The 22,876-nt window shown below is 50.1% G+C and carries 18 protein-coding genes and 1 pseudogene; 9 read left to right on the forward strand and 10 right to left on the reverse strand.

Going from position 1 to position 22,876, the window contains the following annotated elements:
- The first annotated feature begins 46 nt into the window (after nucleotides 1–46).
- Both PGRAT_RS30375 and PGRAT_RS30380 read left to right on the forward strand, forming a co-directional pair.
- Nucleotides 47–1,504 (forward strand): glycoside hydrolase family 68 protein, encoded by a 1,458-nt coding sequence (locus PGRAT_RS30375; protein WP_025703855.1) that lies wholly within the window; start codon nucleotides 47–49, stop codon nucleotides 1,502–1,504.
- Between the two features lie 58 nt (nucleotides 1,505–1,562).
- Nucleotides 1,563–3,071, forward strand: coding sequence for a glycoside hydrolase family 32 protein (locus PGRAT_RS30380; RefSeq protein ID WP_155990309.1), 1,509 nt, complete (start codon nucleotides 1,563–1,565; stop codon nucleotides 3,069–3,071).
- Between the two features lie 78 nt (nucleotides 3,072–3,149).
- Here PGRAT_RS30380 and PGRAT_RS30385 read toward each other — a convergent pair whose 3' ends face one another.
- Nucleotides 3,150–4,676: a malate:quinone oxidoreductase gene (locus PGRAT_RS30385; protein ID WP_025703857.1), complete on the reverse strand. Its 1,527-nt coding sequence runs from the start codon at nucleotides 4,674–4,676 to the stop codon at nucleotides 3,150–3,152.
- A gap of 319 nt (nucleotides 4,677–4,995) precedes the next feature.
- On the opposite strand from PGRAT_RS30385, the pseudogene PGRAT_RS34590 reads away from it, so the two are divergent.
- Nucleotides 4,996–5,070, forward strand: a pseudogene (locus PGRAT_RS34590) (glycosyltransferase family 2 protein); the annotation flags it as partial.
- Between the two features lie 125 nt (nucleotides 5,071–5,195).
- Here the strand turns inward: PGRAT_RS34590 and PGRAT_RS30390 are convergent.
- Nucleotides 5,196–6,446, reverse strand: coding sequence for a glycosyltransferase (locus PGRAT_RS30390; RefSeq protein ID WP_025703858.1), 1,251 nt, complete (start codon nucleotides 6,444–6,446; stop codon nucleotides 5,196–5,198).
- 119 nt (nucleotides 6,447–6,565) lie between these two features.
- Nucleotides 6,566–7,606, reverse strand: coding sequence for a sugar phosphate nucleotidyltransferase (locus PGRAT_RS30395; RefSeq protein WP_025703859.1), 1,041 nt, complete (start codon nucleotides 7,604–7,606; stop codon nucleotides 6,566–6,568).
- 332 nt (nucleotides 7,607–7,938) lie between these two features.
- Between PGRAT_RS30395 and PGRAT_RS32025 the strand changes: the two genes are divergently transcribed.
- Nucleotides 7,939–8,478 (forward strand): GNAT family N-acetyltransferase, encoded by a 540-nt coding sequence (locus PGRAT_RS32025; protein WP_025703860.1) that lies wholly within the window; start codon nucleotides 7,939–7,941, stop codon nucleotides 8,476–8,478.
- 89 nt (nucleotides 8,479–8,567) lie between these two features.
- Here the strand turns inward: PGRAT_RS32025 and PGRAT_RS30405 are convergent, their stop codons facing one another.
- On the reverse strand, nucleotides 8,568–9,044 hold the full coding sequence (locus PGRAT_RS30405; protein ID WP_025703861.1) for an EVE domain-containing protein: 477 nt from the start codon (nucleotides 9,042–9,044) through the stop codon (nucleotides 8,568–8,570).
- Nucleotide 9,045: 1 nt separating this feature from the next.
- Complete coding sequence (locus PGRAT_RS30410) at nucleotides 9,046–9,585, reverse strand: DinB family protein (protein ID WP_025703862.1); 540 nt, start codon at nucleotides 9,583–9,585, stop codon at nucleotides 9,046–9,048.
- A gap of 390 nt (nucleotides 9,586–9,975) precedes the next feature.
- Between PGRAT_RS30410 and PGRAT_RS30415 the strand changes: the two genes are divergently transcribed.
- Nucleotides 9,976–10,827 carry an alpha/beta hydrolase gene (locus PGRAT_RS30415; protein WP_337588156.1) on the forward strand — a complete coding sequence of 284 codons (852 nt, stop codon included), beginning with the start codon at nucleotides 9,976–9,978 and terminating at the stop codon, nucleotides 10,825–10,827.
- A 102-nt stretch (nucleotides 10,828–10,929) separates the two neighbouring features.
- Here PGRAT_RS30415 and PGRAT_RS30420 read toward each other — a convergent pair whose 3' ends face one another.
- Both PGRAT_RS30420 and PGRAT_RS30425 read right to left on the reverse strand, forming a co-directional pair.
- Nucleotides 10,930–11,694 (reverse strand): SDR family oxidoreductase, encoded by a 765-nt coding sequence (locus PGRAT_RS30420; protein ID WP_025703864.1) that lies wholly within the window; start codon nucleotides 11,692–11,694, stop codon nucleotides 10,930–10,932.
- A 210-nt stretch (nucleotides 11,695–11,904) separates the two neighbouring features.
- Nucleotides 11,905–13,731 (reverse strand): helix-turn-helix transcriptional regulator, encoded by a 1,827-nt coding sequence (locus PGRAT_RS30425; protein ID WP_025703865.1) that lies wholly within the window; start codon nucleotides 13,729–13,731, stop codon nucleotides 11,905–11,907.
- Nucleotides 13,732–13,898: 167 nt separating this feature from the next.
- On the opposite strand from PGRAT_RS30425, the gene PGRAT_RS30430 reads away from it, so the two are divergent.
- From PGRAT_RS30430 to PGRAT_RS30440, 3 genes are read left to right on the forward strand one after another with little or no spacing between them, the layout of a single operon-like run.
- Nucleotides 13,899–14,810, forward strand: a complete 912-nt coding sequence (locus PGRAT_RS30430) for an ABC transporter ATP-binding protein (protein WP_025703866.1) — start codon at nucleotides 13,899–13,901, stop codon at nucleotides 14,808–14,810.
- The gene (locus tag PGRAT_RS30435; RefSeq protein ID WP_244884044.1) at nucleotides 14,807–15,748 is read left to right on the forward strand and encodes a DUF2705 family protein; all 942 of its coding nucleotides are present in this window, start codon (nucleotides 14,807–14,809) and stop codon (nucleotides 15,746–15,748) included. The genes PGRAT_RS30430 and PGRAT_RS30435 overlap by 4 nt, the downstream gene beginning before the upstream one ends.
- A gap of 47 nt (nucleotides 15,749–15,795) precedes the next feature.
- Complete coding sequence (locus PGRAT_RS30440) at nucleotides 15,796–16,488, forward strand: DUF4097 family beta strand repeat-containing protein (protein ID WP_025705114.1); 693 nt, start codon at nucleotides 15,796–15,798, stop codon at nucleotides 16,486–16,488.
- A 176-nt stretch (nucleotides 16,489–16,664) separates the two neighbouring features.
- On the opposite strand, the gene PGRAT_RS30445 is transcribed toward PGRAT_RS30440, so the two are convergent.
- Nucleotides 16,665–18,422 carry a sensor histidine kinase gene (locus PGRAT_RS30445; RefSeq protein WP_025705115.1) on the reverse strand — a complete coding sequence of 586 codons (1,758 nt, stop codon included), beginning with the start codon at nucleotides 18,420–18,422 and terminating at the stop codon, nucleotides 16,665–16,667.
- A complete protein-coding gene (locus tag PGRAT_RS30450) occupies nucleotides 18,419–19,213 on the reverse strand; it encodes a response regulator transcription factor (RefSeq protein WP_025705116.1) in 795 nt (264 codons plus the stop codon). Before PGRAT_RS30450 ends, PGRAT_RS30445 begins: the two co-directional genes overlap by 4 nt.
- 289 nt (nucleotides 19,214–19,502) lie before the next feature.
- Between PGRAT_RS30450 and PGRAT_RS30455 the strand changes: the two genes are divergently transcribed.
- A complete protein-coding gene (locus PGRAT_RS30455; protein ID WP_081758778.1) occupies nucleotides 19,503–20,468 on the forward strand; it encodes a peptidoglycan DD-metalloendopeptidase family protein in 966 nt (321 codons plus the stop codon).
- On the opposite strand, the gene PGRAT_RS30460 is transcribed toward PGRAT_RS30455, so the two are convergent.
- Nucleotides 20,446–22,545 (reverse strand): cytoplasmic protein, encoded by a 2,100-nt coding sequence (locus PGRAT_RS30460; RefSeq protein WP_420329502.1) that lies wholly within the window; start codon nucleotides 22,543–22,545, stop codon nucleotides 20,446–20,448. The genes PGRAT_RS30455 and PGRAT_RS30460 overlap by 23 nt on opposite strands.
- Nucleotides 22,546–22,876 lie beyond the last annotated feature (331 nt).

A 22,876-nucleotide genomic window follows, 5' to 3' on the forward strand; every position in this document is an offset into this window, starting at 1 on the left:
TTCTGTTTAAGAGAAAATTTGCACAGAGAAAAGGAGACAGAGGAATATGAATATCAAAAAGATGGCAAGACAAGCAGCAGCAGTAACCTTCGCAACAGCTTTACTTGCAGGTGGCGGAGCTTCAGCTTTGGCGAAGGGGAATGACAGCGGGGATTACAAAGAAAGCTACGGCTTTTCCCATATTACCCGCGATGACATGTTGAAAATACCGGAACAGCAAAAAAGCGGACAATTCCAGGTTCCCGCATTCAATGCCGCCTCTATCCAGAATATTTCTTCTGCAAAAGGCTCAGATCAGTGGGGCAACGCCATCGACCTTGATGTCTGGGACAGCTGGCCGCTGCAAAATGCGGACGGAACCGTTGCCGAGTATAATGGCTACCATATCGTTTTTGCACTGGCGGGGGATCCCAAAAAAGGATGGGACACCTTCATCTACATGTTCTATCAAAAGGTGGGCGACACCTCCATTGACAGCTGGAAAAATGCCGGCAGAGTCTTTAAAGACAGCGATAAAAATGTTCCAAATGATCCAATTCTGAACAACCAAGCCGAAGAATGGTCCGGTTCCGCAACCTTGACGAAGGATGGCCAAGTCCGCCTGTTCTATACCAACCGCCAAGGCTGGGACCCGGCACACGGATTTTTTGGCAAGCAAACCCTGACTACAGCGCAAGTGAATGTGTCGAAGCCGGATGCGGATACGCTGAAGGTAGATGGCGTAGAAGACCTCAAATCGATCTTTGACGGCGACGGAAAGTTCTATCAAAATGTGAATCAGGCTTTCGGTGAAGGCGATTATGCGGATAACCATACCTTAAGAGATCCTCATTATGTGGAAGACAATGGCCGTAAATACCTTGTTTTTGAATCGAATACCGGTACGGAAACGGGTTACCAGGGCGAAGAATCGCTGTACAACAGATCTTACTACGAAGGAAGCAAGGTCTTCTTCGAGGCTGAAAAAAATAAACTCTTGTCTGGCCCTAAGAAATCACTGGCAACATTAGCGAACGGATCACTGGGGATTATCGAGCTGAATGATGACTACACTCTGAAAACAGTAATGAAGCCGCTCATCGCCTCCAATACCGTAACCGATGAAATTGAACGGGCGAACGTGTTTGAAATGAATGGCAAGTGGTATCTGTTCACGGATTCCCGCGGCTCCAAAATGACCATTGACGGAATCGGCGCCAATGATGTATACATGCTGGGCTATGTAGCGGATTCATTGACCGGTCCTTATAAACCGTTGAACGGAAGCGGACTTGTGCTGCACATGAACCTTGATCCTAATGACCTTACCTGGACGTACTCCCACTTCGCCATCCCGCAGGCCGGAGGAAATAATGTGGTCATTACCAGTTATATGACGAACCGGGGTTTGTATGCCGGGCAGCATTCCACTTTTGCGCCAAGCTTCCTTGTGAATATTAAGGGCTCGAAAACTTCGGTTGTCCAAGATAGTGTCCTTGAACAAGGGCAATTGACGGTGAAGTAGCCTTTTGGACCCAAAAAAGCATGTATGGCAACGGCATTCCCTCTTATGCACGTTTGGCTTGAGCCTTATAATCGCTATCGGGGCGGCGGCTTATTATTCGGGAAGGAACAATATCCCCGAGGAGGCCGCCCCTTCTCATTCACCTCTGACCTATCGGGCGGCCTACCATTTTACCACACCCGATAAGTGGAAAAACGATCCGCAAAGGCCCATTTATCTGGATGGAGCCTACCATTACTATTATCTGTACAACCGCGATTATCCGGCTGGAAATGGTACCGAATGGCGGCACGCAGTATCTACAGATCTGATGCATTGGACTGATAAGGGAATCGCCATTCCCAAATATACCAATCCGAACGGCGATCCTTGGTCAGGGTCGGTTGTAGAAGACGGGACAGGATCAGCCGGTTTCGGAAAAGGGGCTCTTGTCGCGATTATGACCCAGCCCTCCGCCGATGGCGGGCAGCAGGAGCAATATTTATGGTACAGCACCGACCACGGATACACCTTTAGCGCGTACGGAAATGCTCCCGTCCTGCCCAATCCGGGAACAGCCGATTTTAGAGACCCCAAGGTCATTTGGGATGACTTCTCCCGCAAATGGATCATGGTCTTGGCTGAAGGCACAAAAATAGGCTTTTATGAGTCCAAGGACTTAAAAGCCTGGCATTATATGAGCGGATTCGTAACAGAGGGGATCGGAATTGTGGAATGTCCGGATCTTTACCTGATGTATGCGGATGACGGGGCTTATAGATGGGTGCTCGGCGCCAGCGCCAATGGCATAGCGTCAGGAAAACCCAACACCTATGCCTACTGGACAGGGGATTTCAACGGCATAGCATTTCTCCCTGACCGGAAGGAGCCGCAGTGGCTGGATTACGGTTTTGACTGGTACGGCGCCGTAACCTTCGAAGATGGAACAAGCAGCAGCACAACCCAACATCGTTACGCCATGGCCTGGATGAATAATTGGCAATATGCCCAGCATACGCCGACGTTACGGGAAGGCTTCAACGGAATGGATTCGATTGTTCGTCAAATTGAACTGAAGCAGGCCGGCAGGGACAGCTATCATCTTGTTTCGGAACCGCTTGAAGCCTTAGGCCAAGCGGCGGAAGAGACTGCCGTCTATGAACAATTAGTTGTGAATGGCTCTGCAACACTTCCTCTCACAGGTGATTCGTACGAGCTTAACACCGATATCACTTGGTCTGAGCTTAAGAATGCGGGTGTCAGACTTCGGGAATCTGCGGATAAAAGCCGTCACGTGGATGTTGGAGTCTTTGCCGAAGCCGGGTACACTTATGTCAATCGGGCCTACACCGGGAATCCCGGCAAGAGCGGAAAATATCTGGAAAGCACAGCTCCCTTTGATGTAAGCAGAAGGAAGATACACCTGAAGATTCTTGTCGATAGAACTAGCGTTGAAGTGTTTATTGATGACGGCTCCGTCGCATATTCCAATGTTGTTTTCCCCGAATTAGGCGATCAGGGGATCTCACTGTTTTCCGACGGCGGCACAGCGGTTTTTAGCAATATTGTGATTAAGGCATTAAAATAAGTGTCCTCAACATTCACCCGATTCCGCATCAGCCGGAATCGGGTGTTTTCTGATCCCATCAAAAACTGTGCATATTACCTAGGAAGAACTTGATATAGGAGCCTTTTTTTCATATTCCACTGCACTACTAGTTAGATTTAGGGAGCGGTCCGTTAAGTTCTGAATTTCGTTTATCAGTTTAGGGTTTTCCAAAAGAGTGACCCCATAAGAAGGGATCATTGCTTTTATCTTCGGCTCCCACGCCTTGATCTGCTGCGGGAAGCATTTGCCAATGACTTCTAGCATAACCGAAACGGCGGTAGAAGCACCGGGGGAAGCACCCAGCAAGGCGGCTATCGATCCATCGGCACTGCTTATCACTTCAGTACCAAATTGAAGCGTGCCTTTGCCGGCTGCTGTATCTTTGATGATTTGCACGCGCTGGCCCGCCACTACCAGGTCCCAATCCCCGCTTTGAGCGCTCGGGACAAATTCCCGTAAAGCTTCTATGCGCTGATCTTTTGATAACATCACCTGCCCGATCAGGTATTTGGTCAATGAAAGGTTTTTCGCACCTGCCGCCAGCATTGTTGTAAGATTACCCGGTTTTACAGAAGTTATCAGATCAAACATTGAACCGTATTTTAGAAATTTTGGCGAGAAGCCGGCAAACGGCCCAAAGAACAGCGATTCTTTCTTCTCGATTACCCTCGTATCCAGATGCGGGACAGACATCGGCGGAGCACCTAATGCAGCTTTTCCGTATACTTTGGCATGATGCTGTGCGACAATGTCCGGCTTCTGACACACCATAAATAGTCCGCTCACCGGAAATCCCCCGATGCCCTTCCCCTCAGGAATACCGGATTTCTGCAGCAAATGCAGACTCCCGCCCCCGCCGCCGATAAAGACGAATTTCGCAGAATGGCGCGTAGTGGTTCCGTTATCGAGATTCCGCACCTTCAAGTCCCAGGAGCCGTCGCTGGCACGTTTAATATCATCGACATTATGCTGGAATTTGATATCCGTGTTATTGCTCTGTAAGTGGTCAAACAAAATGCGCGTTAAAGCACCAAAGTTCACATCTGTGCCGGATTCGATTCGGGTCGCCGCTATGGGCTGGTTCACTCTTCTATCTTTCATCATAAGCGGAATCCATTCCATCAGCTGCCCCGGATCATCGGAAAATTCCATTCCTTGAAACAGCGCATTTTTCGAAAGCGCTTCAAATCGTTTTTTCAAAAAGGTTACATCGGATTCCCCTTGGACAAAGCTCATATGGGGTACGGGTACGATAAAATCCTGCGGATTCTGTATCCGTTTGCTTTTTACCAGATACGACCAAAATTGCTTGGAAAACTGATACTCTTCATTCACTTTTATAGCCTTGCTAATATCGATGGTTCCATCCGGCTGTTCTACGGTGTAGTTCAGCTCGCATAGCGAAGAGTGCCCTGTTCCCGCATTATTCCATTCATTAGAGCTCTCCTCACCTGCACTCGCCCGCCGCTCAAACACTGTAATTTTCCAGTCCGGTACTAATTCTTTTAGCAGTGAACCTAACGTCGCACTCATGATTCCGGCACCAATTAAAATAACATCTGTTTTTGTTTGTCGGTTGCTCATTTTTACCGTCCCTCTACCCTACGGATTTGCAGGAAGGATTAAGGCGCTCCTGCTTAGGCGCCATACAAGCCAGGGTGCGGCCTAAGCCGTACACCTTTAATGGATTAATGAAGACCTATTCTTAGTGTATCACTATTATTTATAAATTTTAATATTTATCTATTTTTTTATAGAAAACGGAGTCATTCCTATGACCGCACTCCCGCATATGTGCTCATTCTCTATTTTGCGGATATGCCGTTACCCCTGCCTGCCGTTCACATATTTTAAATGGAGACCGTATAAATGCACACAGTTAAGGGACAAAGAAAGGTATTTCAAAACCAATGCCGACGTCATTGGAAAGCGGGCACATTATATGTATTTGCGCGGATCTAAGACTCTGGTTCTGCGGGAAGATATAATTCGCCGCAATACGCAGGAAAAACCAGTGCCCGGGTAATAAAGAAGCAGATCTGCCCGGATTCCCGGCAATTCTGCTTCTTTGGCGATTTATATTTCAATGACGGGCTATGCCCATCAGCCTGCTTTATAAAGTTTACGCTTATGCTTACGCTTCAGAGAGGTTCTGCTTTTTCTCAGTGAAAGGTGTTTGATTACATGTTTTCTTCTTCTCACTGTCCGCAGTTTTTTCCTTCTCAGTTTCAGAATGCTTCTTCTTACATACCGGTACTTAATCAGCCTTGCGCGCTTAATCGAACGATACCGGGCGCGGATTATTTTTTTTCTTCTCAGTCTGCGTCTTAGCCGCAAGGTTCTGCGGAGTTTCCGTCTGTACCGCCGCTTCACTGGAATGCAATCCGGGGGCGGAGCAGGCGCTTCAGCGACGGGGATTTCCTGAATTGGAGGGGCCGGAGGCTGAATTTCTTGAACCGGTGGGGCCAACAGCTGAACTTCATGAACCGGAGGTTCAGGGAACTGAACTTCTGGAGCAGGCGGGTTCACCGGGATGTTGGCTTGAACCGGCTCGAAAACCGGTTCTGGCGCATACCCTCCACCCCAGCCCCAGGGGGTCATGGCACGGAAATTATTGTATAGCTCTGCATGGGGGGAATCTGCATCCCACCATTTGCTGTCTCCGGCGAAATGAATAATTTTATGCTCTAAATCGAGCTCATTCTTAGCGAACGTATTAAAGCACTGGTCCAATTGTAAATAGTTGCAGCTGTACACCGCATTCAGAACGTCCTGGTCAGGCATGGTCATCTTTGGGAAATTACGCAGGAAATTAAGCATTTCTCCATACCAGTTCTCTTTTTTGCGGATATTGTCCAGGTGAAACAGAATGACGCCTGAGTTAAAGTACAGCTCCGCACTTAGCCCCATTGAAGTAAAGTACTCCAGCAAATTTTCCCCTTGATCCAATACTGCCCCCAAATAACGGTCTCCCAGGTCAACGCTCCATAGTTCATTAATATCCATATTCACCAAAATATCGCAATCCAGGTAAATCACTCGTTCTGTCTGGATAATTATCGGAAGCAGCAAACGATACATACTGGCCATTGTCCAGTAGTCGATTTTATGCACGCCTGCTGCCACTTCCTGCATATCCCCAGGAATTGTAACATGATAAAACAAGATGTTGTGATGAAATACATCGACCATCTGAGTGAGTTTTAACTTGCTTTCCTCACTTAAGGAATCATCATGCACAATGTGCACTCTGATCGTTTGCTCGGTCTTGGAAAAAATCGAGGCAAGAACAACAGCCGCATGCTCCGTATAGCTTCCGTCTTTGTCGTTAATTGTTAAAACCAATTCAACCATTATCAAAGATCACCTACCTTTAAAGTATACTAATGCACAATTACTTGATGCACTCGACTACTTTAAGTGTATGTTTACCCTGGTGACCGGATTGGACTTATCCCCAGTTCATACCCATTTTATTTTGAATCGTTCTGCAAGCCGGCCTGGGTTCTTGTAACTCTTGCACGATCGCCCAGAATATGACGGGCCGGCCGCTCTTGAATTTCCTGTTCAGCCAGATGAACATATGAGCCGAAAACACTTCCCTCTGCATGAACATGGGACAATGCCACCTGGTCCGTCAAAATGCTATCGGATAGAATGCAATCTTCGACCACACTATTCGGGCCAATATACACATATGGTCCCACCACACTGTTCGTTACGGTGGCAGTCGGATCAATTCTAACCGGAGGAATCCACTGAACAGAGCTGTGCGTGCCGGATGGTTTCCCAAAGTTCTGCGGATCCTGATCCATCTTGTAGCGATTCGCTTCAAGCCATCTGTCATGGGTCCCGATATCAAAAAACGGTTCAGTCGCTATGCTGTACACCACATGTCTGCCTTCTGTAATTAACAATTGAATGGCATCTGTCATCTCGTATTCTCCACGAGGGGAGGGTATCAGCCTGTCCATTGCCGGCCAGATAGCTGCAGTAAGAGCGTAGACGCCAACAATAGCCAAATCCGATTTGGGATATTTAGGCTTTTCCTCCAAACCGACAATTTGTCCGGCATCGATGACAGCGACACCAAATTGACTAGGGTCCTTAACCTGCTGGAGCAGTATTGAAGCCACAGCCTTGTCTGCTTCCAATGACCGGATTAAGGGCACTATATCCCCTTCATACAAATTATCGCCAAGCATCAATATAAACGGGGAATCCGCCATAAATGACTTCGCGCTTTTTACCGCATCCGCCAGCCCCATAGGTTCTTCCTGCAGAAGAAAGGTTAAAGAGGCGTTCCACCGCTCCCCATCCCCAATCGTTTGCCGGATCTCTCCCTGCGAATGGTTCACAACGATTCCAATCTCGGTAATTCCGGCCGCAACAAGTTTTTTAATAATAGTGACAAGAATATACTCCCCGTTAACGGGTAACATGCACTTTGGTTTGGTATAGGTTGAAGGCTGCAGTCTGGTTCCCCGGCCGGCGCATAGAATTAACCCTTTCATAAACATACCCCCTACTTATAAAATTAGTATCTTCGGACTCGCTGTAAATAAGAGCTCTTTACATTTTATGCACAAGCTATAAAGGAGCTTGGGTATATAATAAGCAGCAATGACCTATTAAACTATGATTCCGAAAGATATAAGCTCGTATAGAGGAATTAATATGAAGGGTTGAAAAAACTTTAATCTCAGAAAAGAGTTATGTTATAGTTGCTATGACTTGTCAGGAGGAGATAATTATGATTACGACAATAACGGGACCCATTCTGGAAGGATAGCGCCTGCCGGTCCATAAACTGCGTGTTTCCTTCACTCATTGAAGGTGTAACTGCATGTCAAGAAACGTCATTCCCCTGCTCTATCATTCCAAGGAACAAATCGCTGATATTACCCGGCTTGAGCAGGATTGCAGCCAATCGGATTCTTTCTACATCAATGCTGGCATTGAGCATCTCGCCAAAGCAGGTGGAGACCACGGAATCCTGTGTTATCAGGACAACCACATCATAGGGCTGCTCAGCTGGTATACCTCTGATGGCAGAATCGCGAATATCAATGCCATGGTTCATCCGGAGCACCGCCGCGAGGGAGTATTCCGCAGCTTGCTCCAGCGTGCTGCAGAAGATATGAAGCCTCAAGGCATAGAAGTTCTCTGCTTCCGGTTTCCTCAAGGCTCACAGGCCGGCCTAGCCGCTGCGCAGTCTCTTGGAGCAGTTTTTAACCGCTCTGAATACTTGATGGCGTTGAATCCCATGATAGTCAACAGCCCGGTATCTACGGATCTGTCTCTATTTCCCGCCGGGCCTGAGGATTTTGAGTTTATGGCATTGGCTTTATTTCCAAAAGAAACGGCTGGTCTCAGGTTCCCCTGATCCAGCCGTCTTTTGATTATTTTAATGCGAAGGACAATTGAAGCCTTGCGGGGAAATACGCATATCTTTCTCTACTCCGTTCGATGGGCTTATCGACTTATGGCCCCCAGCATCGAGCCGGCAATCGTCAAAAAATCTTCCCGTCCGATCTCAAAATGGCCGTACCGGAAGGAGTATCCCCAATTTGGATTCCCGCGTGTAAAGCTAAGCTGATCCAATAGATTAGCAATCTTCACTTCCCGGCACGGAATATAGCTGATGTTGCGACGGAAAGGCACAAAGGATTCGGACATCTGATATGTGTAGACTCTGCTATCGGCAACCTGTCCGATCGCGGTAAATGCTTGGAGAGGGGTGCCTTTCGCCAAATCGGTTCGTGGTGAGTAGTATATCAGCCAATCGCCACGGCTCATCCGCCGCAATGGCGCTGCCTTGCCGTGGTTAAGCTGGGCGAATCCGCCCAGCATTCCCCGCTTCACATGGGAAGCAGAGACTACACCAATCCAGAAGCGGCTGTGCTCGCTTATTGTATTCGTCGAAAGAACATGTAGCTCTTCCTTCTTCATGTTATGCGCTGCCTTCCAAAAATTGTGTCAACCGGTCCATCTGCAGCAGATGATGACGATAGTGCATTTCAATAAGCAAAAACCATTCTTGTGCATTGAGCGGACCGAATCGCGGATGTGGCACCGTATTCTGCATTGTCCCCTTTTCAATCTGCGGCAGGATTTCTTTCATGCGGTCAATCACCGTATACAAGCCCTGAATCAATTGTTCTTTACTCTCCGGCTGTCCCGGGGTGTACTGCGGGGATGGCGGGACATGAACGCGTATTGGCGGAAAGCTTCCCTGATCGAATATCGCTGTACCCTCTTTAGTTTTTACCACTATAGGGGCCGCAGAACCTTCGCTTGGGGTCAAGCACTGTTCAATATTGCGAAGCTGCATATACAGCGCCGAATTAATTAAATGCTGATACATTTGTCCAAGCGACCACTCGTTCTCCGCAGGCTGACGCTTCAACTGCTCCATGCTGAAACCGTCTAACTCCTGAATATAGTGATTTGCAGTTTCTTCAAAACGCTGCAATGCTTCGGTGGTATTCATATTTCAAACAGCTCCTTTATTAACTATCTAACCTGACTATACAAAAACGCTACTGACAACAGTATGTCAGTAGCGTTTTAATCTAATCCAGCTCATTACGCAACTTCTGAGCGCAAAATTTCTCCAGGAAGAACAGCTCTCTGTGAATCCCCCAACAATGTCAGCATCCATTTCTACATTTTAACGGAAACTTAACTCCACCTCCTAGTGGCTTATTATAGTTAAGCTTCAAGAAAGGTAGAGTTACATTGCATCTAAGACTGGCTTGCTATAATGGATGAATCAGATCGTGAAGGGGTTGGGATGGTGAGGAAGCTCTTTATTTTTTTACTTAAAGCAATAATATCCTTGTTTATATTAACCGGACTTTTTCTGGGGACTGTTTATACAGTGAATGTGATCAGCAGCAAATCGGAAGCAGCCAGAATCAAACCCTATGGCCAGCTTGTCCCGGTAGACGGAAAAAATATGAATGTTACGATTCAGGGAAAAGGCGAAGAAACGGTCGTTCTTCTGCCTGGTTATGGGACAGCGGCCCCGGGGCTTGATTACCAGCCGCTTGTGAAAGAACTATCCCCATTCTATCGAGTGGTAGTGATTGAGCCCTTTGGGTATGGATTAAGTGATGTCAGTGATAAAGCACGAACTATTGAAAACATCGTTGCTGAAATTCATGAATGCCTGCAGCAATTGAATATTCACCGTTACACACTGATGGGTCACTCCATTGCCGGAATTTATGGGCTGGATTATGTGAACCAATATAAGGACGAGGTTACCGCATTTGTCGGGATCGACAGCAGCTTTCCATCGCAAGGCAGTTTGGAAGAACTTCCGGCCGGAGCCTACAAACTGCTCAAAAACTCAGGCTTCTACCGGTTGCTGGTGAAACTGAACCCTGACCAGATTATTGCACCTGCCGTGGATGCTGAAACCAAAGCGCAGATCCGCATGCTCTCTCTCAAAAATATGATGAACCCCAATATCATCAGTGAAAGCGAAAACTTCAAGCATAATTTCCAGGCTGCTGAGGCCTTCAGCTTTCCTCCAGATCTTCCAGTAATCTTCTTCCTGGCAGACAATAACACGGATGTACCGGACTGGGTACCCAAGCATAAAGAACAGATCAAAGATTCTGTACATGGCAAAGTTATGGCCATGGAAGGAGATCATTATTTGCACCATACCCGCTCCAAAGAAATCGTCCAGAATTTCAGGAGTTTTATGGCAGGAATACAGTAAGGTGCGGGACCGGGCAGAGGGGAGGCAAGCCCCCCGTCCTCCCACACCACAAGTCAATACAAGTCCGTATACAGCGGCTATAAAAGGCTCCAAAAGGTGAACCTACAGGTGTGATCCGCCGCTTGCATCGAGTAATTGACCGGTTACCCAGCGGCTGTCCCCCGAAGCCAGAAAGGCAGCAATATCAGCGATATCTTCGGGCTCTCCCCATCTGTTGAAGGCGGAAAGACCGGCTGCATACTTCTGGCCTTGCGGATCCTGCAATGTTCCTGCATTCATCTCTGTGTTAATAATGCCCGGCTGGATGGCGTTGACTGTAATATTGCGGGGCCCCAGTTGTTTGGCCAAAAGCTGTGTGAATGTATCGATGGCCCCTTTTGACATGCTGTAGCAAAACACACTTGGAGAGGCTGCGCGTGTTACAAAGGATGAAATATTAATAATTCGCCCGCCGTCTTTCAGACGCGGTAAAGCTTGCTGGGTAACAAAAAGCGGTGCCTTGACGTTGATCTTCATCACTTCATCAAAGGATTCTTCCGTCGTCTCTTCCAGGGTAATCACTTGACCGATCCCTGCATTATTGACAAGAATATCGAACCCGCTGCCGTCCGTTTGTTCCCGGATAACGTCATCTAATGCCGTAAATAAATCATGAATGCCATCGGGAGTACCCAGATCTGCGCCGATCACGCATGCGTTCCCTCCGCTTTGCCTGATCTGGTGGACAACGGCCTCCGCCTCGTTTCGCCTTTTTCCATAGTGCACGGCAACATATGCGCCCTCTTGTGCCAGACGCAATGCGATGCTGCGGCCAATTCCCCGGCTTGCCCCAGTGATTAAAGCGAGTTTACCTTCCAACCTGTTCATGGTCTCATCTCCTTTATCCGAATTCAATACAGTTATATCACAGAGTAATTTTTGAAATGTTGCTCTCTTATTGGGTACCCGTGCAAAAACCCAAAAAATGAACGGCTGCACTGTCCGGTTAAGGACGGCGCAGCCGTTCTGGGTTTTAATTTTGATAACATATAGTGGACTCCTACATGACTGCACTTCGTGCAATAGACATTCATGCCGCTATTGGCGGCGTCTTGTTCCTATTAAGCTTATTGTGTCCGCCTGCACCAGCTGTTCCTTCCTGCTCTTCTCTACAGCCTCGTCGCGGTCGCCTACCTGCAGCTTCAAATAAATCGCTGAAATATAGTTTCGGACGGTTCCCTCCGACAGATGCAGCTTCTGGGCAATCTGTTTGTTGCGCAGTCCCTCCGTCAATTCCTGCAGAACCTCCAGCTCCCGCACGGTCAGGTCATACGGATTCAGCGAAGTCTCCAGCTGCTGATCCTGGAACAGCTGTTGGGCCACTTCCTGCGAGATCATTGTCCCGCCTCCGTAGATCAGCCGGATAGTCGCAGCCAATTCCTTTGGATGGAGGGTCTTCAGCAGATACCCTTCTGCACCAAGCCGCAGCGCTTCTGACGCATAGGTAATCTCCTCGAATGTTGTAATCATAATGACCCGGATCTCCGGCCACTTCTCCTTAATCTGCCGGGTAGCCTCCAGGCCGTCCATTTCCGGCATATGAATATCCATCAGGACAATATCCGGCTGCCCGGCGGCGCATTGCTCCAGCGCCTGCCTGCCGCTCGCGGCAGTACGGAGCCGGAAATCCTTCTCCTCTCCAAGCAGCAGCCTCAGACTCTCGCGGACCAGCGGCTGATCATCTGCCAGCAGGATATCAATCCGCCGTTCCCCTTCCTGCGTCTGGTTAGGGATCATACAGGTTACCAGCGTGCCGTCATTTTCCTGGGAATCAATATATAGCTTGCCCTGCAATGCCGCGAGACGCTCCTTCATACCGGTGAGGCCAAAGCCATACCGCAGTTGAGCAGTTCCCTTGCCGTTATCCTGAATCTGCAGCATGAGCTGGGCCGGATCATATTGCAGAACCACCCGGATGGCGCTGGCCTGCCCATGCCTGCTGGCATTGGTCAGTGCCTCCTGCAGCGAACGGCATAACGTATGTTTGGCCTGCTTAATCACCGCATAAGGCTCGCCCATCGTACGAAACGACAGTGCGACCCCCGTATTGGATTCGAACTGCCCGGCAATCTGCATCAGAGCCCGGTCTAAGGTCACCAGCTCCTCCAGCGGGTCCATCTGATGGACCTGCAATCTCACATCTTCCAGCCCCTTACGGGCCAGCTCCAGAACTCCCTGAAGCTTCTGCTCTCCTTCCTGCGTGGCTACATGCGGCCTCAGCGTTTCCAGACCCAGAATCATCGAAGTATAGTTATGTCCAATCGTATCATGCACTTCCCCAGCCATCCGGTAACGTTCCTCTAGCAAGGTCATGCGTTCAATCTGAGAGGAATACTGCTCCAGAATGGCATATTGCTCGTTGACTAGCGCCAGCTTTTGCCGGATCGCGTTGATCGACTTCGCTCCCGTCTGCAATCCGTATCCGGCTGCGTAGACGAACAATCCGTCCGATAGGCTATTCCAGATCAGCGGGTGCGACAGTTCTTCCCCTATCGTGGGTCCGGCGCTTAAGCTGTACAGCAACAAGGTAATTGGAAGCGTATATAAGTGCGCTTTGCCCCGGGTATGGAAGGCAAGCATCATTACGGCAGGCAGGAATAATCGGGTTACGCCAAAATAGTACGCCAGTGCGAGCGCGATCCCGCCTGCGAATATAAACTCCAAAATAACATACCGCGTCTTGAAATCCCGTCCAACCCATGCAGGAATTACGCCGCCCAGCAGTACTGCTGGCAGCACCAGCCAGAGCGGAAAATCCGGCTTATCCAGATAATACATCAATATAATGACCGCTATGCTCCATAACAGGCGCAGGCACAGAACGGTTAGATCTTGCCACGCCCACCTGGTTCTATTTTTTTGCATCAATCAGCATCTCCAATTCAGCTCGGTCTGTTGTCACATCCCGCATATGACACGCAGTAACTGTTCAATATGACAGCCCGCTTGGTAGGTTAAGGGCAACGGGATTCAGCTAAGCGATATGCAGAATTATATCCTACTACAATCATTTGGAAAAGGGAGGGGTAGCTATGCCGCTGCTTCAAATACGGGATCTGACCAAGATCATTGGCCGCAAAACTCTTGTAGACCATGTATCACTGGAAATGGAAAAAGGGGAAATCCTGGGCCTGCTGGGCCCCAACGGAGCTGGAAAAACAACGACCATCCGCATGATTGTGGGACTGGTCTCCAAATCGGAAGGACAGGTCATAATTGAGGGAATCGACACCGGGCAGCAGTTCTCCGCAGCCATGGGCAAGGTTGGCGTTATCGTGGAACAGCCCGATCTGTACAAATATTTATCCGGATATGACAATCTGATCCTCTTCTCAAGAATGAGTCCGGGCGTCACAGCGGACAGGCTGAAAGAGATCATCGCACTTGTGGGGCTGGAGCAGAGCATTTCCGCCAAAGTCAGCACCTACTCGCTTGGGATGCGGCAGCGCCTCGGCTTGGCTGTAGCCCTGATGCATAAGCCTTCCCTGCTGCTGCTGGATGAACCGACCAACGGCCTCGATCCGGCGGGCATCCACGAGCTGCGGGAGCATCTGAAGAATCTGGCCCGCAAGGAGAATGTCGGCATCCTGATCTCCAGCCATCTGATGTCCGAAATGGAGATGATGTGCGACCGCGTTGCCGTCCTTCAGCAAGGCAAGCTGATCGGAGTGCATCGCTTGTCAGAGCTGGTTCAGGAGAATGACGCGCTCGTACAGTTCGAGGTGGACCGGCCGGAGCTGGCGGTTCAGGTGCTGCAAGCGTTCATGTCAGGTGCGGAAATTACCGCCGGCCACAACCAGCTTCGCGTGCGCCTTCTTAGGAACCGCATTCCTGAAATCAGCCAGAAGCTGCTGGATTCAGGCATCAGCGTATACGGGGTGAACACGGTAAAGCGGACGCTTGAAGACAAATACCTTGAGATTACAGGAGGGCAAGGACATTGAAGCTGATCAACTATATCCGGAATGAGAATATGAAGATTTACAAAAGAAAACGGACCTGGGTGCTCATTGCCCTCGTTGCGGTCTTCGTCATCCTCCAAATCATCAATGTGCGTGCTGGAGATGGGGGCACCGCAGCGGCAGACTGGAGGCCGCAGCTTGAGCAGGAGAATCATCGGCTGGCTGCGGAAGCTGCCGAACCGGATGCGCTGCAGATTGAAATACGGCAGGCGGAGAAAAATATTTTGCTGAACGAATACTCCCTGCAGCATAATTTGCCGCCTGAGACGAATGCCTGGAGCTTTGCAGGGGATCTTTCAGGGAACATTGTATTTGCCGTCTCGCTGATCTCAATCATTATTGCCGGAGAGATTGCAGCTGCCGAGTTTGTGTCCGGCACGATCAAGCTGCTGCTGACCCGCTCGGCCAGCCGGACAGAGGTTTATGCCGCCAAATATATTGCCGCGATCCTGTTCGGACTGGGGTTGACGCTGGTTGGCCTTCTGCTCTCCCTGCTGTTCGGGGGAATCATGTTCGGCTGGGGCGGTCTGGGAGACAGCTATATGTATGTGAAGGATCACACCGTACACCAAACGCCCATGCTTCTTTCAATACTCGGCAGCTACTTGTTCCATCTTCCGTTTCTGCTGATTTCAGTTACGCTGGCTTTTATGATATCTGCGGGTTTTCGCAGTCCTATCTTTGCTATTGTCATTCCCTTGTTCATCTCCGTGGCGGGATTTGTTATTGCTATCGCCATGAACGGCTGGCCGTGGACCCGTTTCTTTATTTTCTCCCATTCCGACCTTATCGGTTATTTCTTGGGTGATCCGGCGGTGAAAGGAATGACCCTCGGCTTCTCTCTGGCTTTTATAGGACTTCATCTGGCAGTCATGCATCTTCTTTCGCACACCCTGTTCGTCAAACGGGATGTCTCCTAACGATACACAATGTTCTTCAATATTATATTTAGAAAAGGGGAATTCGAATGCACCGGACCTGGAGATTAATGATCGTAGGCTGCCTGCTGCTAGTAACCGCTTGCAGCAAGGGCGAAGAAACATCGTCAACGCAGAAGCTTGAACTGGAGGCTGGCAAGCTGACGAAGCTGGTCATAGATAACCGCAACGGAGAAATTGAAGTAAACGGCACAGACACGGATACGATTGAGGTCACCGCCGTGGTCACCGCCAAAGGCATTAGTATGGATAAATTGAAGCTGAAGCTGCGGGCAGAAGGGGCTGCTGCTTATCTGGATGCTTCCTTTGGCAGTCAGATGCTGGCTATGGGTTCGGGAGCTGTGGATCTGAAGATTACACTTCCGCGTGAACTCGCTGTGGAACTGGATTCGCATAGAGACGGCAAACTTAAGGTTGCTGATCTCTCGGCTCCGCTGGAGGTGGATAACGTGAACGGAGATTTAGAGGTAATCGACACCAAAGGCCCGGTAACGCTCACCAACCGGGACGGCGATATTACCGTCCGCAATATTGATGCGGATGTTAATATCCATAATATCAATGGACATATTGCAGTAACCCAGGTAGAAGGTTCGGTTGAGGCTGCTGTCGGAGACGGGTCCCTGGAGCTGGATCACATTACAGGCGATGCCGTGATTTCCCAGACCGGGAACGGTGAAATTCAGCTTGGGGCCATTGGCGGAAACGTAAGCCGAAAATAGCAGCCCAATTGAGGGATTTTCGCAAAAAAATCAGCAGAGTGGCTCCGGCAGACAAATTTTTGCATAAGAGAAAGGGGCTCGTTATACCTTTGCAGTACCCGGCCCCTCATCCTATGGCAGCTCCACCGTTCTTCGCTTCGCCATTGCTCTTGCCGGACATTTGCTGTCCGCCTGCTCTACTTAGGGGCATCCCAGCAAAGCCGGATCTCCGTTCCTTTACCGGGTGCGGAGCTTACGGTGATCTGTCCGCCCATAGCTTCAACCAGTCCTTTGGAGATTGCCATACCCAGGCCGGACCCGTTGGTTGTGGAAGCCGAGTCTCCCCCGCGGTAATACCGTTCGAATAAATTCGCCGCCGTCTGATCTTCCATCCCCTGGCCATTGTCCCGGAAAATAATCGTCAGCCCGCCGTCAGCCCTCTCGCTTAGTATCACAGTAAGCTGTGTGTCCGAAGAATTGTGCAGCAGGGCATTGGCGGTTAAATTGCCGACTACCCTTTCCATCCAAGGCCGGTAGATGCTGGCTGTAATTTTTTTGTCAGGGGATTGATAAATAATCCGCCCCTCTCCATACTCCGGATTGGCTGCAGCCTGGATCAAGGCATTCCCCAGCCATGCATCCATCTCCACCTCTTCCATTTGCGGGGCATGAATCCCCGATCTCTGCCGGTACGTCATAGCCAAATCACTGATCAGCGTATCCATATGGGCCGACTTCTCCAGCATGATGGCAGAGAATTTGCGGACTTCTTCAGGGGACCAGTCATAAGCATCCTCCGCAAGCAAATGGGCGTAGCCTTTTATGGAGGACAGAGGGGTTTTGAGGTCATGGGTGATGCCGGTAATCCATTCTTCCCGCAGTGTTTCCGTCTGCCGCCGCCGCTCCTCGTCACGCCGCAGAATGACAGCCAGCTGATCCATGGACAGCATGACTTCAGCAAAGGTAGAATAACGCCGCCTCCATTTGCCTGAACTGAGCCGGCTGCGCGGGCGGCCATTGCGGTCTGCGGGCTCGTCATAAGTCCCCCGCCCGAGGGAATCGAGCCAAGCCAGCATGTGGAACATAGGCGCCCCGAAGCGGAGTGCATTCAAGAAAGACAGCAGCGCAAAGATCAGCAGGGTCGCCCCCAGCATCCCGGCAATTCCGGTCAGCACAATGCGCAATTCTGCAGAGATCAGCGGGTTTTTGGATGAACGCCCCTCTGTCTTGTTAGGCACCCCTACCACCCAGGTCTTCCCGGTATTCTCATCATAGGCAAAATCCATCCGGGAATCGTATCTCTCGGGATATTTCAAACGCAAAGTAAGCTCTTGTACAGTGTAGGTGTCCGGAATCGATTCCGGCCGGTTGAGCGCTGCCAGCTCGCGGCCCTCCAGATCCAGCAGCTGGACGTACCCTCCCAGTGCCCGAATCCTGCTCCCTATCTTTTCGGGGAGGATAAGCCTGCCATCCATGTAGGAGGAGTGTTCTTCTCTCAGCGCCTGCAGCAATGGCTCTACCGCCTTTGGTACTCCATAGAGAAGTGTGTACACTCTGCCGTGTTTCTCCTGAATCCAGAGGTAGACGTCATAAGGAAACTCCTTTTGCAGCCTCCAATATGCGGCCAGCTCCCCCGGATTGTACTGCACGGGAACATCGGAAGGCTTGTTGTAGGATTTCTCCACCTTTCCGTTTTCGTCCAGACTCTGCAGCCAGCCTTTATTGTGCTTCACTAGCTCCAGAAGCTTCCGGTCAAAGACTATCCCTTCCTCGCCTAACTTAGAGGATTCAACCAGCCGCTGTAAACCAACCGAAGGAAAATTATCGGAAAGACTGATCTCCGACAGCCGCATCAGTACCCAATAGACGGTTACTGCCGCAATGAGCAGCACTACCAGTCCGGCAATGGCCGAATGCAGCACGAATCTAAGCGTGAGCCGCCTTCTTATCTTCATGCCTGTTCCTTGTCCCTCCCGCTGTGCTGCACCAGCTTATATCCCAGTCCTCTGACATTGACCAGAAATACGGGGTTTGCCGGCTCCAGCTCAATGCGTTCCCGGATCCGGTGAATATGCACCATGACCGTGTTATCGTCACTAAGCGCGCCTTCGCCCCATACCCGTTCGTACAGCTCGCTTTTGGTGAACAGCCGGTTGGGATGCTTGCAGAAGAACAGCAGCAGTTGGAACACCAGCGCCGGACAGGCGACTACCTCCCCTTCTACTCTCAGTTCACCCGCCGCCTCATCCACCTGAAACCGTCCAAAATCATAACGGAGATTATGCTCAAACGGCTGTCGCCCTTGTCCGGCATTGACCGGGGAAGGCTGTTTATGGGGAGCGTTATCTTGAACCGGTTCAGGGCCGCCCACCCTACCCAGGTAGCGGCGCAGCTGCGAGCGGATCCGGGCCACCAGCTCCAGCGGATTGAACGGCTTGGTCATATAATCATCGCCGCCAACAGCAAAGCCGGTAAGCTTGTCAAAATCCGAAACACGCGCAGAAAGGAACAGTACAGGCGCATTTGTGGTCTGCCGCAGAAAAGGACAAATCTCAATACCGCTGCGTCCCGGCAGCATCACATCCAGTACGATCAGGTCATACACCTTGCTCTGGCAGGCCAGAATTGCGGCTTCCCCTGTCCCTGCCGAATCTATATCCGTAAATCCTTCTTTGTACAGCACCGTCTTGATCAGCCCGATAATGGACTCTTCGTCATCGACGAGCAGAATGGCAGCCTGATTCATGCCGGTTCCCCTCTCCATTACATAGTCGCAACTATCATAACATGATTGGCTCCGCCTGACTGGCTGCTTAACCTTAACAATAGCTTAATTCGCCTCTCCAGGCAGGAACCCATAGTTAAGAGACCGTTAATGAAGCGTTACAGTAGCGGCAAGATTGGCAGCATACAATGAAGAGGCAAGAAGAATATCAACAGCCCGGGAGGAGTCTGACATGCGAAGTTTAAGCACAATGATGGCGGGTACAATGGTTCTGGCCGTCTTACTAACAGCTTGCGGAGGAGAGGATACAATGAATAAACGCCCGGAGTCATTTGCAGCCCCCACACAAAACACGGCGCAGACTAAGGCGGCTGCATCACCAGAAACCAGTACCCGCGGACCACAGGATGTACAGCCGGAGCATTTGGCCGAGGCTCTGTTAAGCGGGAATTACAGCGGAATTTATAAGCGGTTTAGTCCTGAATTTAAGCAGCAAATCAGCGAAGCAGAGGTTGCGGAAATGGGTTCGGCCTTCATACAGGGGGTTACAGCCTTTAACCCGTCCACGGTCATGCTGCTGAACGGCAGTGAACAGCGGGTATGGACTAGCGGGGCGGGCGATAAGGGGATCTTTGCTGTCTTCGATGATTCAGGTACGATTCTCGGTCTGAACATTACGGGGTTGTCCGCCTATCCCGATTCCGATAACGCACTGACCAAAACCGCCATGGCCCTGCCTTTCCAAGGGGAGTGGCTAGTATTCTGGGGTGGCAGCAACGTATTGAACAACTACCACTATGAGTACGCAAGCCAGCGGTATGCTTATGACTTCGTGCAGGCGGCCGGTGGTTTCTCATACGAAGGAGATCCGCTGGACAATGAGAGCTACTATACGTTTGGGCAGAATATCACTGCCCCCGCTGACGGAGTCGTTACCGGAGTCGTAAACGACATTCCCGACAATACGCCTGTTGGCGTCACGAATGAAAAAGAGCCCGCCGGCAATGTGGTGGTCATTGACCACGGCGGGGAATACAGCTTTCTGGCCCATCTGAAGCAAGGCTCGGTCACCGTAAAGAAAGGCGATTCGGTCAAAACAGGCGATGTGATCGGGAAGGCTGGCAATTCCGGCAACTCCAGCGAGCCGCATTTGCACTACCAGGTATCGGACGGAGCCGACCTGTTCAGCTCCCGTTCCCTGAATATCCGGTGGAAAGATAACCTCCAGCCGCTAAAGGGGCAGACTGTTGCGCTCAAACCACATACTCAGCCATAATCCGCTCGATATCGAATGGCGTAACACCTTTTTCCACCGAAAATATCGCATCAGCCTGATCCGCAGTATCTACTAGTTCCCCTCTTGCCTTAGCATGGAGGCGGAATAAATCATAGAGATCGGGTTTCCGTAAATCAGTCATAGCTTTACCTATCAGGACCATGCCTTTTTGGTTCCCCTCCACATTATTGTAGTAATGAGGGTGTCTGGTCAGAGAAAGATCCGTCCAGATGATCTTGCGTTCTACCAGGTCCAGGATAACGGGAACGGCAATCTCCGTGTCAGCGGTGACATCGATTTTATTGCTAACCGTAGAAGGCTCAAAGATCTCACCGGAGCCGGGTTTCCCGCGCATCATCCAGCCCACAAAGCACTCCGGCAAGTTACAGTAGGGTTGGTTAGTGAAAGAATGGAGAGTTGCCACAATATAACGTCCGCCATAATCGACGATGGAGGGAATATGCAGATCAATGAATTCGCATGCGCCTTGAGGGGCTGATACGATATCTCCGCTGTGGACGGCTTTGTATTTGGAGGACCGTAGATTCGTATAAGAGATATGCTCAACATACTGCCAATTGTGATCATACAAGACAGCGGACAGGTCAATATCTACACGGCCTGTAGGCGTACCGTTCACCGTCCCCTCTTTCCACCAGCTGAAGAAACGGACAGTGTCCCCCTCCATCATCGGCACACGGCTTCCCCGGACAATCGTATGCAGTGCTTTACTTGCCGACCTTTGGGAGAACGGCACATGATAATCCTGCAATCGTTCATCGACATATACCCTTCCCAGAGGGGGGAGCAGGGAGAACCTCTCTATAAGCACCCGTTCGCACAATTGCACAAGGTCTTGGCATGCCGCTTCATCAATCTCCGGGAGAGTATCGGGAACAGCAAAGGCCTTGGCAACATTTCCTTTAGGGAAAAAGACACGCAGCTCATGCGGCTCATGGCGGCGGGCAAAATGATTTTGCACTTGAAGCAATACAGGCGTCGATACTTGATTGGCCACTTCACCAAATGCCAGCACGACATACTCCGTATATTCGGTTGACCGCAATAATTGATCCAATCTTCTGGCAAATTCACCCGGACGCTGCATCAACAGATCGATCAACGTCCAGATCTGACGATACTGGAATGCAAGTTCTACGCTTCCGTTAAAGGTCGTAAAGGGTTTATTATTGCGTAAAATAGCAAAAGCTTCCTCACAGCGCATATACCGGTGCTTATATTCAGAGGGATGCAGGATTTCACCTAACCGAATCCAGCGCTCCTTATATCTCAGCATATCTTCTGTAATAGGGTGGCAGCGTTCCAGCAGTCCAAGCAGCAACCGTCTCTCGCGGCGCTTGAATTTACGGAACCGCGTGGCTTCAGCCAGACTGACATCGCCATCCGACCAGGCCACAGCCAAACGAAGCACATCCGTAGCGGTTGTAAAATATTGTCCAATCTGCTCTACGTTGGCCTTCTCATGCTTCAATAAGGAAGCAGCTACGAATCCGGCATTCTCCTTGAATGGAATCTCGGACGGAAGAATCTCATGTATTGCATCGGGATCTGCGGACTCCAGAACGGTATCTATGTCTTGTTTGTCTGTTTCGGAGATCGATCCCTTGGCCTGTATAAGCTGGCTTATCAGGGCATGCAGCTCCGCTGCGCTTCCCAGATCAATCACTTTCAGATTTATCTGATCCAGCAATGCCGGTCTGTCTGCAGCCCCATGCTCAGGCAGATCCAGGGTAAGGTAGTGATAAACGGCATTCAGATACAGCTCCGCATCATCCGCCTGCATGACCTGCATTGGGAACGCCGGGTACATCGGACAGTATTTCACATGCGCACCTGCCATTACCCTTAAGTCTGCAATCATTTGATCGTATACTGCTTCGAACTGCTCTTTGGATAAGGTACACAAAGCGCGTATCAAAGGGCGCGAGAAGGTAAATCCAAGTGTCTCCATATTTTTGATGGCTGTTGCCAAATGAGCCTTCGGAAGCCGGTCCGGCCCTTTTCCTTCATTTATAATCAGTTTGTTTGCTCTGCGCAGATAGATGGTATTGTTCATCATAAAAAGTGTCCAGGAAAGCCATATCCCTAATATCATTGGAAGATTCAGCAGAAGGAAGGAATATGATAGCCTGGACGCCTCCTCTCGTGATAGAAGTACCTCAGGAAAGCTGCGACCCTAGTTTCGCCAATGAAGTAGAAGGAAGGATCGCAATAGCCTGAAGATCAACGTTCAGAATCCGTGACTCCGAACCTTTGATGTACCCATCATCCCACACCCGGCCTCATGCAAACAGGGTAAAAGTATTACGACATTTCTCCGCGCTGTCTCAAACGGCAAGCTTTAGGGCCATCCTTATTCGGGATGGCCCTGCTTAGTAATTAATGGA

It is taken from the genome of Paenibacillus graminis (assembly GCF_000758705.1).
Taxonomy (GTDB): domain Bacteria; phylum Bacillota; class Bacilli; order Paenibacillales; family Paenibacillaceae; genus Paenibacillus_AQ; species Paenibacillus_AQ graminis.

Bases quoted from the DNA above. Each gene is read 5' to 3' on its own strand.
- PGRAT_RS30375 (WP_025703855.1), top strand. From the start codon at position 47: ATGAATATCAAAAAGATGGCAAGACAAGCAGCAGCAGTAACCTTCGCA.
- PGRAT_RS30385 (WP_025703857.1), bottom strand. From the start codon at position 4,676: ATGAGCAACCGACAAACAAAAACAGATGTTATTTTAATTGGTGCCGGA.
- PGRAT_RS30390 (WP_025703858.1), bottom strand. From the start codon at position 6,446: ATGGTTGAATTGGTTTTAACAATTAACGACAAAGACGGAAGCTATACG.
- PGRAT_RS30395 (WP_025703859.1), bottom strand. From the start codon at position 7,606: ATGAAAGGGTTAATTCTATGCGCCGGCCGGGGAACCAGACTGCAGCCT.
- PGRAT_RS32025 (WP_025703860.1), top strand. From the start codon at position 7,939: ATGTCAAGAAACGTCATTCCCCTGCTCTATCATTCCAAGGAACAAATC.
- PGRAT_RS30405 (WP_025703861.1), bottom strand. From the start codon at position 9,044: ATGAAGAAGGAAGAGCTACATGTTCTTTCGACGAATACAATAAGCGAG.
- PGRAT_RS30410 (WP_025703862.1), bottom strand. From the start codon at position 9,585: ATGAATACCACCGAAGCATTGCAGCGTTTTGAAGAAACTGCAAATCAC.
- PGRAT_RS30420 (WP_025703864.1), bottom strand. From the start codon at position 11,694: ATGAACAGGTTGGAAGGTAAACTCGCTTTAATCACTGGGGCAAGCCGG.
- PGRAT_RS30425 (WP_025703865.1), bottom strand. From the start codon at position 13,731: ATGCAAAAAAATAGAACCAGGTGGGCGTGGCAAGATCTAACCGTTCTG.
- PGRAT_RS30430 (WP_025703866.1), top strand. From the start codon at position 13,899: ATGCCGCTGCTTCAAATACGGGATCTGACCAAGATCATTGGCCGCAAA.
- PGRAT_RS30440 (WP_025705114.1), top strand. From the start codon at position 15,796: ATGCACCGGACCTGGAGATTAATGATCGTAGGCTGCCTGCTGCTAGTA.
- PGRAT_RS30445 (WP_025705115.1), bottom strand. From the start codon at position 18,422: ATGAAGATAAGAAGGCGGCTCACGCTTAGATTCGTGCTGCATTCGGCC.
- PGRAT_RS30450 (WP_025705116.1), bottom strand. From the start codon at position 19,213: ATGAATCAGGCTGCCATTCTGCTCGTCGATGACGAAGAGTCCATTATC.
- PGRAT_RS30455 (WP_081758778.1), top strand. From the start codon at position 19,503: ATGAATAAACGCCCGGAGTCATTTGCAGCCCCCACACAAAACACGGCG.
- PGRAT_RS30460 (WP_420329502.1), bottom strand. From the start codon at position 22,545: ATGAACAATACCATCTATCTGCGCAGAGCAAACAAACTGATTATAAAT.